Here is a 13,795-nt window from a genome sequence, read left to right on the forward strand (position 1 = left end):
CCTTGTTCGCTTCTCCGCCCGCGCAGCACAGCGGCGCGGCTTTCGTCGTCGCCCACAGCCCGGCGGCTGCGCGTGCGTCGCTCACTGCATCCCCTTGTTCGCTTCTCCGCCCGCGCAGCACAGCGGCGCGGCTTTCGTCGTCGCCCACAGCCCGGCGGCTGCGCGTGCGTCGCTCACTGCATCCCCTTTTTCGCCGCCCCGGCCGCAAGAAGCAGTCGGGCCGGCTCGGTCTTCTTCTGCTGGGGCCCGGCCGGGGTGTCGCACGGCGCGATGCGGGCGAGCACCGTGGCGAAGACGCGCCGGATGATCACGGCGCGACCCCGGTGACCGGCAGCCCCAGCTCCTCGGGGAGGCCGAGGGCGATGTTCATGCTCTGTACCGCGCCGCCCGCGGTGCCCTTGGTGAGGTTGTCGATCGCGCTGATGGCGACGATCCGCCCGGCCGCCTCGTCGAGGGCGACCTGGACCAGCACGGTGTTCGCCCCGTAGACGACGGCGGTCGACGGCCACTGGCCCTCGGGAAGGAGCCGTACGAACGGCTCGTCCTGGAACGCCTTCTCGTACGCGGCCCGCAGGCTCTCCGTCGTGACGCCCGGCCGGGCCTTCGCGCCACACGTGGCGAGGATGCCACGCGGCATCGGCGCCAGGGTCGGGGTGAAGGAGACGGTGACCCGCTCGCCGGCGGCGGCGGAGAGGTTCTGGATCATCTCGGGGGTGTGCCGGTGGCCGCCGCCGACGCCGTACGGGCTCATGGACCCCATGACCTCGCTGCCGAGCAGGTGCGGCTTGGCCGCCTTGCCCGCGCCGGACGTGCCGGACGCGGCGACGATCACGGCCTCGGGCTCGGCGAGCCCGGCGGCGTACGCGGGGAAGAGCGCGAGCGAGACGGCGGTCGGATAGCAGCCGGGAACGGCGATCCGCTTCCCGCCGCTCAGCGCCTGCCGCGCGCCGGGCAGCTCCGGCAGCCCGTACGGCCAGGTCCCGGCGTGCGGCGACCCGTAGAACCGCTCCCAGTCCCCCGCGTCCTTGAGCCGGAAGTCCGCCCCGCAGTCGACGACGAGCACCCCGTCCCCGAGCTCCTCGGCGACGGCGGCGGACTGCCCGTGCGGCAGCGCGAGGAACACGACGTCGTGGCCCGCGAGGACCTCGGCGGTCGTCGGCTCCAGCACCCGCTCGGCGAGCTGCGGCAGATGCGGCTGCAGGGCCCCGAGCCGCTGCCCGGCGTTGGAATTCCCGGTCAGCGCCCCGATCCGCACCTCGGGATGGGCGAGCAGCAGGCGCAGCAACTCCCCGCCCGCGTATCCACTCGCTCCCGCCACTGCCGCACGCACTGCCATCGGTCCTCCTTGGTGATGGCATGACTATACGGACTTAAGAAGTTTTATGCAATCCCTCCAGGCATTCGAGGCGGAGGACGAACCGAGACGTTCCGTCTTGCCAATATGTCTGCGACCGCCTAAGGTGATCGGCATGGGGACCCTGTAATCACCAGCCGCGCGACCGCGTAGAGCCTCGCTCCGCCGTCGCCGCGATCATCCGCGTGCCGATGCCTTCATCGCGGCCGCCCGTCGGGCGGACCCGGTGCGCGGATGCGTCATCGACCGATCCGTTTCCGATGATCCGTCCCGGCCCGCCCGGCCGAGAACAGGGGGACACCTCCATGCACACCGCCCAATTGGCCCTGCGGAACGTCACCAAGCGCTACGACGAGCACGTCGTACTCGACCGCATCTCCTTCACCGTCAAGCCCGGCGAGAAGGTCGGCGTCATCGGCGACAACGGCTCCGGCAAGTCCACGCTCCTCAAACTGATGGCCGGTCATGAACCGGTGGACAACGGCGAGTTGACCGTGCTCGCACCCGGTGGCACCGGGTACTTGGCACAGGCGTCGGACCTCCCGCCCGAGGCCACCGTCCAGGACGCCGTCGACCTGGCCCTGGCCGACCTGCGCGACCTCGAAGCCCGGATGCGCCGGGCCGAGGCCGAGCTGCCCGGTTCGGCGGGAGCGGAACTCGACGCCGCTCTGGGGGCCTACGCCCGGCTGGTCCAGCGGTACGAGGCCCGCGGCGGCTACGGCGCCGACGCCCGGGTGGATCTCGCGCTGCACGGCCTCGGCCTGCCGGGCCTCGGGCGCGGCAGGCGGCTCGGCACCCTGTCCGGTGGCGAACGGTCCCGGCTGGCCCTGGCCGCCACGCTGGCGGCCCGGCCGGAGCTGCTGCTGTTGGACGAGCCGACCAACGACCTGGACGACCGGGCCGTCGGCTGGCTGGAGGCGCGGCTGCGCGCGCATCGCGGCACCGTGGTCGCCGTCACCCACGACCGGGTGTTCCTGGAACGGCTCACCACCACGGTCCTGGAAGTCGGTTCCGGCACGGTGACCCGCTACGGGAACGGCTACGACGGCTACCTGGCCGCCAAGGCCGCGGAACGCCAGCGGCGCCTGCGGGAGTACGAGGAGTGGAGCGCCGAGCTGGGCCGCAACCGGCGGCTGGTCGCGTCCAACGCGGCCCGGCTGGGCGCCATCCCGCAGAAGGTGCCGCTGACCGTCTTCGGCCACGGCGGTTTCCGGGCGCGCGGACGCGGGCACGGCGCGATGGGCCGGATCCGCAACGCCAAGGAACGTCTCGCGCGGCTGACCGACAACCCCGTCACGCCCCCGCCCGAACCGCTCGTCTTCACCGCCCGCATCGGCACGAGCAGTCCACAGCCGTGCGGACGCGAGGGTTCGGCCCCCGTCGCCGAACTCGCCGACGTCCGGGTCGGCGGCCGGCTCCATGTGCCGTCCCTGCGGGTCCGGCCCGGCGAGCGGCTGCTGGTGACCGGCCCCAACGGCGCCGGCAAGAGCACCCTCATGCGGGTCCTGGCGGGCGAGCTGACACCGGACGCCGGTTCGGTGCGCGCCCCCGGGAAGGTGGGGCACCTACGGCAGGAGGAAACACCGTGGCGGCCCGGGCTGACCGTGCTCCGGGCCTTCGCACAGGGTCGCCCCGGGGATCTGGACGAGCACGCCGAGACGCTGCTCTCACTGGGCCTGTTCGGCCCGGCCGACCTGCGCCTGCGGGTGGGCGGGCTGTCCTACGGGCAACGACGCCGGATCGAGCTGGCCCGGCTGGTGAGCGAACCGGTCGACCTGTTGTTGCTGGACGAGCCCACCAACCATCTGGCCCCCGCGCTCGTGGAAGAGCTGGAAGAGGCGCTGGCAGACTACCGGGGCGCCCTGGTGGTGGTCACCCACGACCGCCGGATGCGATCCCGCTTCACCGGGTCCCGTCTGGTGTTGAGCGAAGGCCGCGTCGCCGCGTCCCGGGCGGCCTGACCGGTGGCGCGGCCCGCCCCGCTACGCCCCGGGCAGCCAGTAGTTGTGCACCGGAAGGACCTGGGGCGGTTCGCCCGTCGAGGGGAAGCCCGCCCGCTCGGCGTGCGGCATCAGTCGCTCGGTGAACGCCGCCATCGCCTCCTCGCTCTCCCACAGGTCGAAGACCTGGAGCCCGGCGTCGGTGGTGACGGCGACATGGGCGAGGCACCCCGCGAAGGTGTCGCCGGGCAGGTCCCGCAGTGCGGAGTTCAGGGCGTCGTACTGCGCCGCCGTGACGCCCGGCAGGATGGCGTGCATGAAGATCGCCACGTGGGTCTCCTCGGGTGGTCGGTCCGGTCCCTCCCCCGACCGTCGCGGTGGCGGCCTCGTACCCAATCTCCGCCTGCCGGGAGACCCCCGCAACATTCCCGGCGCCGTCCGGGCCCGGCGCCGTCAGCGTTTGACCGCGCGCAGGATGACGAACTTCGGGTCGCTCGTGACGACCTCGCAGTTGCCGAAGAGACGGCGCAGCTTGACGTGGTAGCCGAGGTGGCGGTTGCCGATGACCCACAGCTCGCCGCCGGGGCGCAGCGCCTCGCGCGACCCGGCGAACATGCGGTACGCGGTCGCGTCGGTCATCGCCTGGTGGGTGTGGAACGGCGGGTTGTTCAGCACCAGGTCCACCGACGCGGCCGGTACGCCCGACAGTCCGTCGCCCACCCGGAACTCCGCCCGGGCGGCGGTCTCGACGTTCGCGCGGAACGTGGCTTCCGCCGAGGCCACCGCCTGGTAGGACTCGTCGATGAAGAGCACCTCGGCCTCGGGGTTGGCGAGGGCCGCGGCCGTGCCGACCACGCCGTTGCCGCAGCCGAGGTCCACGACGCGCTCGGGGCCGCGGCGGCGCGGGAGGTTGCGCAGGAAGAAGCGGGTGCCGATGTCGAGGCGTTCGGCGCAGAAGATTCCCGCGTGGTTGGTGACCGTCAGGCCCGAGGCCGTTCCGATGTCGGTGGGCAGCGCGTAGCTGCGCGGCCAGGGGCTGGCGGTCCGGGCGAGCCGGAGGTCGGGCGTGCAGAAGATGAGGCGTGCCTTCTTCACCGCGAGCGAGGTGCGGGTCGGCCCGAGGATCTGTTCGAACAGCTTGAGCGTCGAGGTGTGGATCTCGGTGACCATGCCCGTGCCGACGACGACGGTTCCCGCGTGGACGGCGGGCGCGAGGCGGCGCAGCTGGTCCTCCAGGAGCGCGAGGCTCTTGGGCACCCGGACGAGCAGGACGTCGATCCGCTCCGGCGGCGTGTCCCTGGTCGACAGCAGCCGCACCGCGTCCTCGTCGACGCCGGCGCGCGCGAGGTTCGCGCGGGTCGCCTGCCGGCCGAGGTAGGAGTCGGTGATCTGTACGGGGCGGTGTCGGGCGAGCGTGGTGGCGAGGGCGCCCCACCGGTCGCCCAGCACCACGACCGTGCCCGACAGGTCCGTGGGCTCGCCGTCGATTCCCTCGAGGTGCCGTAGCAGGTACTCGTCGGAGGCGTCCCAGGCGCGCAGTCTGTCGCGGGAGTCCTCGGGGAAGCGGGTGAGTGCGAACTCGCCCCATGACGTCGTCAAACAGTTCATTGTGCGTTCAGGCTAGCCGAGTCCCGGGACCGCCCGGCCACCGCGCGGGGGCGCTCACCCCAGCGTCTCCTCGCAGGCCCTGCGCAGCCGGCTCACGCCCTCCGCCAGCTCCGCCGGGCCCGCGACGGCCGCGAAGCTGAGGCGCAGGTAGGGGGCGGGGGGCTCGGCGGAGAAGTACGGGCGGCCGGCGGCGAGGGCGACCCCGGCCCGCAGGGCGGCGGCGACCAGGGCGCTCTCGTCGGTGCCGTCGGGGAGCCGTAGCCACATGTGGTAGCCGCCGGGCGGTACGAACTCCACGGTGAGCCCCGGGAGTTCCCGGGCCAGCGCGGTGAGCAGTGCCTCGCGCCGGGTGCGCAGCTGGGCGGCGATGTTGCGCAGGTGGCGTGGCCAGGCGGGTGAGCCGACGAGCTCGAGGGCGGCCTCCTGCACGGGCCGGGGCACGAAGAAGCTGTCGACCACCTGGATGGCCCGCAGCCGGTCGAGGACCGGGCCCCGGGCGGCGAGGGCGCCCACCCGCAGGCTGGCCGAGGTGGCCTTGGTCAGTGAGCAGACGTGGACGACGATGCCGTCGGGGTCGTCGGCGGCCAGCGTGGGCGGCAGCGGCGGGGCGTCCTCGTGGACGAGGCGGCGGGCGAAGTCGTCCTCGATGACGAAGGCGCCGGCCTCCCTCGCGACCCGGAGGACCTCGCGCCGCCGCTCGTCGGCGAGGACCGCGCCGGTCGGGTTCTGGAAGAGCGGCTGGCAGACGAAGACCCGGGCCTCGCTGGCCCGGAACGCCTCGGCGAGCAGATCGGTGCGCACCCCCCGCTCGTCGGTCGGTACGGGCACCGGTCGCAGCCCGGAGGCGCGGGCGGCGGCGAGCATGCCGGGGTAGGTGGGGGATTCGACGAGCACGGGGGCGCCGGGCGGGGCGAGGGCGCGCAGTGCGGCGGTGAGGGCGCTCTGACCGCCGGCGGTGATCAGCACATCGGAGGCGGCGACCGTACCGGTCGGGCCGCTGATCTGGCGGGCGAACCAGGCCCGCAGTTCCCCGACGCCCTCGACCGGTGGCCGGCCCCAGGCGCCCGGTCTGCGGCCGGCCCGGGCGAGGGCGGCGGCCATGGCGCGCTCGGGCTGGAGGGTGGGGTGGAGATAGCCGCCGTTGAGCTCGATGACGCCGGGCGGCGGCTCGGAGAGGGTGGCGAGCACGCCCGAGGCGTCCACCGACCGGGGCACCGACTCCCCGGGGGTCTCGACACTGAGGGCGACCTGCTGCCAGGAGGTGTCCCCGAGGCGGACGGCCGGGCCGTGCGGGACGGCACGGAAGGCTCCGGCGCCGGGGCGGGTGACGACCAGGCCTTCGGCGGCCAGGACGGCCAGGGCCCGGGAGACGGTGACGGGACTGACCCGGAACCGGTCGACCAGGGCCCGACTGGACGGCAGCTTCTCACCTTCGGAGTAGCGGTTCAGCTCTCCTCGGAGGACTCCTGCCAGTTCAGCGACGCTGCTACGCTCTTGCATGAGAGCACAAGATAGCGCTACCCGCCCCATAGCGATAGCAGTGAGCGGCACCGAGCAGCCCGCCGCGACGGCGGGCACGCCGAAGCGTCCCGGCGGCGACTCCGCCCGCCTCACCGTCGGCACCGTCCTCGCCGCGCTCGGCGTCTGCGCCTTCTCGCTGACCTTCCCCGCCACCGCCTGGGCCCTGGAGGGGCTCGGGCCGTGGTCCGTGGTCACGTGCCGGATGGTGCTGGCCGCGCTGATCGCGTGCGCCGGGCTGCTCGCGCTGCGGGTGCCGGTGCCCGCCCGCCGCCACTGGGGCGGGCTGGCCATCGTCGCCGCGGGTGTCGTCGTGGGCTTCCCGCTGCTGACGACGCTCGCCCTCCAGACGTCCACGACCGCGCACGCCGCCGTCGTCGTCGGGCTGCTGCCGCTGAGCACGGCCGCGTACTCGGCGGTACGGACCGGGGCCCGGCACTCGCGCATGTTCTGGACGGCGGCGCTGGCGGGCGCGGCCGTGGTCATCACGTTCGCGCTGCTGCAGAGCGGTGGCACGCCGACCGTCGGCGACCTGTATCTGTTCGTCGCCCTGCTGGTGTGCGCGGCGGGCTACGCGGAGGGCGGCCGGCTCTCGCGCGAGATCCCCGGGTGGCAGGTCGTCGGCTGGGCGCTCGTCCTGTGCCTGCCCCTCGCGCTGGCGGGCGCGGCCGTCGCCCTGCTCTCCGAGCCCGTGCGGCTGACCGGGCACGCCGTCGCCGGGATCATCTGGCTGGTGGCGGGCTCCCAGCTGCTGGGCATGGTGGTCTGGTACCGCGGCATGGCCGTGATCGGCGTGGCCAAGGCCAGCCAGTTCCAGCTGGCGCAGCCGCTGCTCACCCTGCTGTGGTCCGTGACGCTGCTCGGCGAGCGGCTGACGCCCGCCGCGCCCGCCGCCGCCGTCGCCGTGCTCGTCTGCATCGCGGTCACCCAGCGTGCCCGCGGCTGAGGGGCGGCCCGCCACCGGCCGGGCCGTGGCCGCCCCCCGACCCGAATGGCCGAGGAGCGAGCCATATACCGGCGGTCACCGTAGAATTGGCGGCACATCCCAGTGCACGTGTCGGACCTCGAATCGGGGACCTCGAACGGAAGGGCACCGTCGATGCATGCGAGCAAGGGCGACCGCTTGGTGACGCACGGCCGCGTTGTCGGGGAGCACGACCGCGTCGTGGAGATCGTGGAAGTGCTGGGCCCCAACGGCACACCGCCGTTCCGCGTCCGCGCGGCGAACGGGCACGAGTCGATCATGTCGCCGGGCCCCGACACCAGCGTGGACCACCGCAAGTCCGGAGACCAGGTCTAGCGCCTCCCCACCCGCGTCCCTCCGGGTTCAGCGCGGCGGGCGCGCGCGGTCGGGATAGTGATCGGCGATCACGCGCGCCATCGCCCCGACGGGGTCGGCGACGACCTGCTTCGTGGAGAAGTAGACGTTGCCGCGCACCTCGGGGCGGCTGCGGCCGAGGGCGACGTGGCGGGAGAGTTCGGCCGGGTCCTGCCAGGGCGCGGGCTGGCCCGGGGCTCCCGCCTTGTACAGGGCCTCGCCGATGTAGAGGTGCACGTCCGTGCCGCGCACGGTCTCCGCCCACCAGGGGAGCAGCTTGGCGTAGTCGGCGGCGGCGAAGCCGATGTGCCAGTAGATCTGCGGGACGATGTAGTCGATCCACTCCTCGCGGACCCATCTTCGGGTGTCGGCATGCAGATCGTCGTAGGTCTGCACCCCGGCGCGGGTGTCGGAGCCCAGCGGATCGGTGGCCCGGTTGCGCCAGATGGCGAAGGGGCTGATCCCGAATTTCACATGCTGCTTGCGTCCCTTGATGCGCACCCCCATCTCCTGCACCAGCCGGTCGATGTTGTCCCGCCGCCAGGCCGCCCGGTCGGGGAAGCCCGTGCCGTAGCGCTCGAACGCGGCGGTGTCGTCGAAGGTCTGCCCGGCCACCGGGTACGGGTAGAAGTAGTCGTCGAAGTGCACGCCGTCGAGGTCGTAGCGGGTGACCGCGTCGAGGATCGCGTCCTGGACGAAGCGGCGGACCTCGGGCAGGCCGGGGTTGTAGTAGAGCTTTCCGCCGTAGGGCAGCACCCAGTCGGGGTGCTGCCGCGCGGGATGGGTGGCGACCAGCCGGGCCGGGTCGGTGTGGTTGGCGACGCGGTAGGGGTTGAACCAACCGTGCAGCTCCAGACGGCGTTTGTGTGCCTCCCGCACCGCGAAGGCGAGCGGATCCCAGCCGGGGTGCTTGCCCTGAGTGCCGGTCAGGTACTCCGACCACGGCTCGTACGGGGAGGGCCAGAAGGCGTCGGCGGTGGGGCGGATCTGCAGGATCACGGCGTTGAGCCGCCGCGCGACGGCCGTGTCGAACAGGGCGAGCAGCTCGGCCCGCTGTACCTCGGGGGCGAGCCCCGGCTTGGACGGCCAGTCGATGTTCACGACGGTCGCGGTCCACATGCCTCGGAATTCACGCTTCCGCCTGGCTTCGCCGTCCACGTCCTCCGCCGCCCGGTTCCGCGCCCGTGCTTCACCCGTCGCCAGCATGACGGACATCGCACCCGCGGCCGCCGCAGTGAACCCTCTTCGGCTGATACGTCCCATATGCGTGCCACTCCTTGTCGGATCGGTCACACCGTATGCGCAGAGCATGCCCGCCCCGGCCCCATCAGCACCGCCTGTCGCGGAGTAACGTCTGGACCGAGGCGGGAGCCGGGGGTCTCCCCACCGACACGATCGGTGGGAGGACGGGCTCCCCGCCGGTCGACCAAGATCAGCGAAAGGCACGATGTGACGGACTCAGTGGCCGACGTGACACGCGTCGGAGTGGTGGGCTGCGGTCAGATGGGCGCGGGCATCGCGGAGGTGTGTGCCCGTTCCGGCCTGGACGTCAAGGTCGCGGAGACCACCGGTGAGGCCCTGGAGCTCGGCCGCACCCGTCTGACCAACTCCCTCGGCAAGGCCGCCGAACGCGGCAAGATCACCGAGGAGGAGCGCGACGCGACCCTGGCACGGCTGAGCTTCACCACCGACCTGGGCGAGTTCGCCGACCGCGACCTGGTCATCGAGGCAGTCGTCGAGAACGAGCAGGTGAAGACCGAGATCTTCCAGGTGCTCGACCAGGTGGTCACCCGCCCGGACGCGATCCTGGCCTCCAACACCTCCTCCATCCCGCTGGTGAAGCTGGCCGTCGCGACCTCGCGGCCCGACCGCGTCATCGGCATCCACTTCTTCAACCCGGCCCCGGTGCAGCAGCTCGTCGAGCTGATCCCCGCGCTGACCACCGGCGAGGAGACGATCAAGCGCGCCGAGGCGCTGGTCGGCAAGATCCTGGGCAAGCACGCCATCCGCGCCCAGGACCGTTCCGGCTTCGTCGTGAACGCGCTGCTGATCCCGTACCTGCTCTCCGCGATCCGGATGTTCGAGTCCGGCATCGCCAGCCGCGAGGACATCGACAACGGCATGGAGCTCGGCTGCGCCCACCCCATGGGCCCGCTCAAGCTCTCGGACCTGATCGGCCTGGACACCGTCGCCTCGGTCGCCGACAGCATGTACCAGGAGTACAAGGAGCCGCTGTACGCCGCTCCCCCGCTGCTCCAGCGCATGGTCGACGCGGGCCGGCTGGGCCGCAAGACGGGCTCGGGCTTCTACTCGTACTGAGAGCCGGCCCACCGCGCTGCGTCACCGCCGCACACCCCGTGTTCACACGGGGTGTGCGGCGGTGACTCGCATATACCCCCCGCACACGCTCCCGCCCCGCCTGTCCACGCGGTTGACTCACCTCGTCGGACACCACCCGGCAGAGCCCTCCGGAAGGGGAACGGACCGTGACCAGCCATCCCGAGCACGCCGTCAAGTCGGCCGAGCTCGCGGAATTACGTCGTAGCCTCGATGTCGGGGTCGCCCGCATCGACGGCCACCTCGCCCTCCTCACCCAGCGCAGCGATCAGTCGGAACGCGAGATCAACGAGATGACGGGCCGGGTACGGGCCCTGGAGCACGGCAGGTGGCCGTTGCCGTCACTTGCCGCGCTCACCGGCCTCGCCGCCCTGGGGATCGCCGTCTGGCAGGCGGCCGGCCGGTGAGCGCGGGACGCTCCCTGCCCGCGCTGCGGGCCCCGCGGTCAGCCGAGCCGCAAATGGTGCAGCAGCAGTAGCGCGGCCGCCATGTTGGCGGCCGGGACCTCACCGCGGGTGATCATGTCGGGTACCAGCTTGAGCGGCACCCACTCCCGGCGGTCCGACTCGAAGCCGTCCTCCGGCTCACCGAGGTACTCGGCCTCGTCCGTCCAGTAGATGTGATGGCGGGCGTCGGTGAGACCGTTGGACGGCTCGACCGTCATCAGGTGTTGTAGGGGGCCCGGCCGCCATCCGGTCTCCTCCTCCATCTCACGGGCCGCGGCGCGGGCGATGTCCTCGCCGTCCTCCACGACCCCGGCGGCCAGCTCCCAGCCCCAGTTGTCGGTGATGAAACGGTGCCGCCACAGGAGCAGAACCTCGTTCGCCTCGTTGACCACCGTGGCCACGGCGACGGGCCGCAGCCGGATCAGGAAGTGGTCGAGGTGGCGGCCGTCGGGGAGTTCGACGTCCGCGAGATTGACCCGGAACCACCGGTTCTCGTAGACGCTCCGCTCGCTGAGATTCTTCCAACGCACGTGTATGCCACCTTCCGCCGAGGTGGCCACCTCCCGGGCGCTGTCCTCACAAGGGCACGCGCAGCGCCCCGTCGATCATCTCGGCGGCCTCGGCCGTGGCCGCGCACCCACTTTCGATCAGGTGCTCGCGCACCGCTCGGAGCCGGTCCCGTAACCGCTGCGATTCCATGCCTCTCGCCTGCTCGGTCATCTCCCGCGCGGTGGCCACCGCCTTGTCCGCGTCTCCTTGACGCAGCTCGATGTGCGTGAGCATGGCGAGCCGGTGGACACGGCCCCGGTCGTGCGCGGGGGTGTCGACCGCCCGGTCCGCGTGCTCACGGGCGGGCCCGAGGTCGCCGAGGCTGAGCAGCGCCTCGGCGACCTGTACGTTCACCAGTCCGGGCTGTACGTAGCCGGTCTCTGCGGGCTCCTGGCCGCGGTGGATGCGCTCGGCGGCGGTCTCGGCGCGGCGGATGCAGGCGAGTGCCCCACCGCCGTCACCGAGCCGGGCGTAGGCCTTGGCCTGCATGGCGTAGAGGTCGGCGGCGAGCGCCGGGGTGAGGTGCGCGCCCGCCGCCCGCAGCGCGGACTCGGCGAAGGCGACCGCCTGCCGGTACTCCCCCATGAACAGCGACTGGTTGACGAGGAGGGCTATGACGTACGCGCCGAGCCCGCGGTCCCCGCTGGCCTTGGCGAGCCGCAGTGCCTGGTGGAAGTAGCGCTGGGCCAGTCCGTGCGCGTCGGAGTCGTACGCGCAGATCCCGGCGACCGCGACCAGGCCCCCGGTGGCGCGGTGCAGCTGACGGCCCGTCTCGTCGGGGTAGCTGCCGCGCAGCAGGGGCGCGGCCTCGGAGTTGAGGAAGCCGACGACGCGGGCGCGGGTCGCGATGCCGCCCGCCTTGCGGTACATCTGCTCGTAGTGCGCACGGGCCGCGCGCAGCATCTCGATGTCGTCCATGGACACCCGGGTCAGGCCGCGCCGGGAGACGTCGGCGTCCTCGGGAGGGTTCTCCCACTCCCAGACCGGGATCACGGCGGGGGTGCCGGTCACGGCCGGGGCGCTGACGACGTGTTCGCGCTGCTGCTCGTCGGATCGCCACAGTGCGGTGGCGCGTTCGACGAAGCCGGAGAGCGGGGTGCCCGGCACCCGGGGGCTGCCGGGGGTGCCGAGGCCGATGTCGTCGAGGGTCAGCGCGCGGTGCAGCCGCTCGCCGAGGACCTCGCAGATCAGGTCCGGCACCTGGCCACGCGGCCGCTGACCGCGCAACCAGCGTGCGACGGCGGTGTGTTCGTAGCGCAACGCCAGTCCCCGGGCGCGGCCGGCCGCGTTGACATGGGCGGCCAGGCCCGCGTGGGAGATCCCCGCCTCGTCGAGAATGGCGTCGAGCAGAGTGTTGGGCTCCATCCTGCCCTCCGAAAACGCTCAATGGGATCAGCGTAGTGGAGATCCCTTCGCACGGGGTGTGAACGGGCCACTGTCGAGCGTGGCCGCACAGCGGCGCTTTCCGGCCGTCACGAGGCTTCACGAACCGTCAGGAGCCGTCAGGTGTGCGGTCGGCAGACTCGTGCGAGGTCCGCGTGGGGCGTTCGCACCGGGATGCGCTGCCGGTCGTCCCGCAGGGCCAACAGGGCGACGTCGTCGGTCAGCAGGCCCCCGGTGTGCCGCAACAGCGCGCCCCGGACGTGCTCGACGACCGTCGCGGGCACGATGGGAGCGCCGTGTGCCGCCTCGGCCAGGGTGCTCTCCAGCGGGAAGAACGCCCCCGATGCGTTCCGCGCGTCCTCGGCACCGTCGGTGTGCAGCACCAGGGCGTCCCCGGGCAGCAGCCGGGGCAGCCGCATGACGGGCACCTCGGCCGGCAGCGGGAAGGCCCCGAGCGGCGGCAGCGGCTCCCCGGGGGTCACCACGACGGCCCGCGCGCCACCGTCGGCCGTGCCGCGGAGCCGATACGGCCACGGGTGCCCGCAGTTGAGCACCGCGACCTCGCCGTCGGCCCGCAGCTCCAGCAGCAGCACGGTCACGAACTCCTCGGCGCAGGACCGCTCCCGCTCGTCCTCCTGCTTCGGCGGGGGCACCCCCACGGGCACGCCGAGCGGTGCCGCCTGGGGCTCGGTGCCCGCCCGCTGGCCCAGATGCCGCTGCAGGGCGCGCTCCAACCTCCGCAGCACGCCCGGCAGTTCCACCTCGTCGTGGGCGGCCTCGCGGAAGCTGCCGAGCACGGCGGCGACGGTGCCGATCGCGCCGAGGCCGTGGCCGCGGACGTCGCCCATCACGATGCGCACTCCGTGCGGGGTGGCGAGCGCCTCGTACAGATCGCCGCCGACCAGGGCCCCTTCGCTCGCCGACAGATACCCGCCCGCGACGGTGATCCCGTCGATCCGGGGCGGCAGGGGACGCAGCAGGGCCTGCTGCGCGGTGGCGGCGATCTCGCGCAGCCGCTCCAGCTCCCGCAGCAGCCGCAGTCTGCGGCCCGTGGTGAAGTAGCCGGCCACGACGACGGCGAGGATCGCACAGCAGGTGCCCGCGCGGCCCGTCGGGTCCGCGTGGCCGGTCGAGCCGAGGGGGACGAGCGCGAAGAGCGCGCAGGCGCCGCCGAGCACGACGCACTGGCGGCGGCCGCTGCCGGCGCAGGCGATGGCGGGCGCGGCGGCGAGGAGTTGGATGAACGGGGTGCCCATCGGACTCAGGAGTTCCGAGACCACCACCCCGAGCACCCACACTCCGGGTAGCGCGAACACCAGACCCCGCCAGCACCGCCCTGCCC

14 protein-coding genes are annotated in these 13,795 nt (G+C 73.0%); 5 read left to right on the forward strand and 9 right to left on the reverse strand.

The window, feature by feature from the left end; genetic code table 11:
• Nucleotides 1-173: 173 nt before the first annotated feature.
• Both FHS38_RS12670 and argC read right to left on the reverse strand, forming a co-directional pair.
• The gene (locus FHS38_RS12670) at nt 174-311 is read right to left on the reverse strand and encodes a hypothetical protein (RefSeq protein WP_184733622.1); all 138 of its coding nucleotides are present in this window, start codon (nt 309-311) and stop codon (nt 174-176) included.
• The gene (argC, locus tag FHS38_RS12675) at nt 308-1,336 is read right to left on the reverse strand and encodes an N-acetyl-gamma-glutamyl-phosphate reductase (protein WP_184733623.1); all 1,029 of its coding nucleotides are present in this window, start codon (nt 1,334-1,336) and stop codon (nt 308-310) included. Before argC ends, FHS38_RS12670 begins: the two co-directional genes overlap by 4 nt.
• Before the next feature lie 323 nt (nt 1,337-1,659).
• Here argC and FHS38_RS12680 point away from each other — a divergent pair, with 323 nt between their 5' ends.
• Nucleotides 1,660-3,315 carry a TlrC/CarA/OleB/SrmB family ABC-F type ribosomal protection protein gene (locus tag FHS38_RS12680; RefSeq protein ID WP_184733624.1) on the forward strand — a complete coding sequence of 552 codons (1,656 nt, stop codon included), beginning with the start codon at nt 1,660-1,662 and terminating at the stop codon, nt 3,313-3,315.
• 21 nt (nt 3,316-3,336) lie between these two features.
• On the opposite strand, the gene FHS38_RS12685 is transcribed toward FHS38_RS12680, so the two are convergent.
• The 3 genes from FHS38_RS12685 to FHS38_RS12695 all read right to left on the reverse strand — a co-directional run bounded on the left by FHS38_RS12685 (nt 3,337) and on the right by FHS38_RS12695 (nt 6,402).
• A complete protein-coding gene (locus tag FHS38_RS12685) occupies nt 3,337-3,624 on the reverse strand; it encodes a hypothetical protein (RefSeq protein ID WP_184733625.1) in 288 nt (95 codons plus the stop codon).
• Nucleotides 3,625-3,747: 123 nt separating this feature from the next.
• On the reverse strand, nt 3,748-4,902 hold the full coding sequence (locus tag FHS38_RS12690) for a methyltransferase (protein WP_184733626.1): 1,155 nt from the start codon (nt 4,900-4,902) through the stop codon (nt 3,748-3,750).
• A gap of 54 nt (nt 4,903-4,956) precedes the next feature.
• A complete protein-coding gene (locus FHS38_RS12695) occupies nt 4,957-6,402 on the reverse strand; it encodes an aminotransferase-like domain-containing protein (RefSeq protein ID WP_184733627.1) in 1,446 nt (481 codons plus the stop codon).
• Here FHS38_RS12695 and FHS38_RS12700 point away from each other — a divergent pair.
• Together FHS38_RS12700 and FHS38_RS12705 are read left to right on the forward strand one after the other, a co-directional pair.
• Nucleotides 6,401-7,366, forward strand: a complete 966-nt coding sequence (locus FHS38_RS12700) for a DMT family transporter (protein WP_184733628.1) — start codon at nt 6,401-6,403, stop codon at nt 7,364-7,366. The two genes, FHS38_RS12695 and FHS38_RS12700, sit on opposite strands and share 2 nt — an antisense overlap.
• 153 nt (nt 7,367-7,519) lie before the next feature.
• A complete protein-coding gene (locus FHS38_RS12705) occupies nt 7,520-7,720 on the forward strand; it encodes a DUF1918 domain-containing protein (RefSeq protein ID WP_184733629.1) in 201 nt (66 codons plus the stop codon).
• A gap of 27 nt (nt 7,721-7,747) precedes the next feature.
• Here FHS38_RS12705 and FHS38_RS12710 read toward each other — a convergent pair whose 3' ends face one another.
• Nucleotides 7,748-8,953 carry a glycoside hydrolase family 10-like protein gene (locus FHS38_RS12710; RefSeq protein WP_444545770.1) on the reverse strand — a complete coding sequence of 402 codons (1,206 nt, stop codon included), beginning with the start codon at nt 8,951-8,953 and terminating at the stop codon, nt 7,748-7,750.
• A 246-nt stretch (nt 8,954-9,199) separates the two neighbouring features.
• Here FHS38_RS12710 and FHS38_RS12715 point away from each other — a divergent pair, with 246 nt between their 5' ends.
• Complete coding sequence (locus FHS38_RS12715) at nt 9,200-10,057, forward strand: 3-hydroxybutyryl-CoA dehydrogenase (protein WP_184733631.1); 858 nt, start codon at nt 9,200-9,202, stop codon at nt 10,055-10,057.
• Nucleotides 10,058-10,224: 167 nt separating this feature from the next.
• On the forward strand, nt 10,225-10,482 hold the full coding sequence (locus FHS38_RS12720; protein ID WP_184733632.1) for a hypothetical protein: 258 nt from the start codon (nt 10,225-10,227) through the stop codon (nt 10,480-10,482).
• A 38-nt stretch (nt 10,483-10,520) separates the two neighbouring features.
• Here the strand turns inward: FHS38_RS12720 and FHS38_RS12725 are convergent, their stop codons facing one another.
• The 3 genes from FHS38_RS12725 to FHS38_RS12735 all read right to left on the reverse strand — a co-directional run bounded on the left by FHS38_RS12725 (nt 10,521) and on the right by FHS38_RS12735 (nt 13,772).
• On the reverse strand, nt 10,521-11,051 hold the full coding sequence (locus FHS38_RS12725) for an NUDIX hydrolase (protein ID WP_184733633.1): 531 nt from the start codon (nt 11,049-11,051) through the stop codon (nt 10,521-10,523).
• Between the two features lie 46 nt (nt 11,052-11,097).
• Nucleotides 11,098-12,435 (reverse strand): tetratricopeptide repeat protein, encoded by a 1,338-nt coding sequence (locus FHS38_RS12730; protein WP_184733634.1) that lies wholly within the window; start codon nt 12,433-12,435, stop codon nt 11,098-11,100.
• 137 nt (nt 12,436-12,572) lie between these two features.
• On the reverse strand, nt 12,573-13,772 hold the full coding sequence (locus tag FHS38_RS12735) for a PP2C family protein-serine/threonine phosphatase (RefSeq protein WP_260420726.1): 1,200 nt from the start codon (nt 13,770-13,772) through the stop codon (nt 12,573-12,575).
• Nucleotides 13,773-13,795: the final 23 nt, after the last annotated feature.

Source organism: Streptomyces netropsis, assembly GCF_014203545.1.
GTDB lineage: Bacteria > Actinomycetota > Actinomycetes > Streptomycetales > Streptomycetaceae > Streptomyces > Streptomyces netropsis.

Coding starts and splice junctions, on each gene's coding strand:
- FHS38_RS12690 (WP_184733626.1), bottom strand. CDS start 4,902: ATGAACTGTTTGACGACGTCATGGGGCGAGTTCGCACTCACCCGCTTC.
- FHS38_RS12695 (WP_184733627.1), bottom strand. CDS start 6,402: ATGCAAGAGCGTAGCAGCGTCGCTGAACTGGCAGGAGTCCTCCGAGGA.
- argC (WP_184733623.1), bottom strand. CDS start 1,336: ATGGCAGTGCGTGCGGCAGTGGCGGGAGCGAGTGGATACGCGGGCGGG.
- FHS38_RS12700 (WP_184733628.1), top strand. CDS start 6,401: ATGAGAGCACAAGATAGCGCTACCCGCCCCATAGCGATAGCAGTGAGC.
- FHS38_RS12680 (WP_184733624.1), top strand. CDS start 1,660: ATGCACACCGCCCAATTGGCCCTGCGGAACGTCACCAAGCGCTACGAC.
- FHS38_RS12730 (WP_184733634.1), bottom strand. CDS start 12,435: ATGGAGCCCAACACTCTGCTCGACGCCATTCTCGACGAGGCGGGGATC.
- FHS38_RS12710 (WP_444545770.1), bottom strand. CDS start 8,953: ATGTCCGTCATGCTGGCGACGGGTGAAGCACGGGCGCGGAACCGGGCG.
- FHS38_RS12705 (WP_184733629.1), top strand. CDS start 7,520: ATGCATGCGAGCAAGGGCGACCGCTTGGTGACGCACGGCCGCGTTGTC.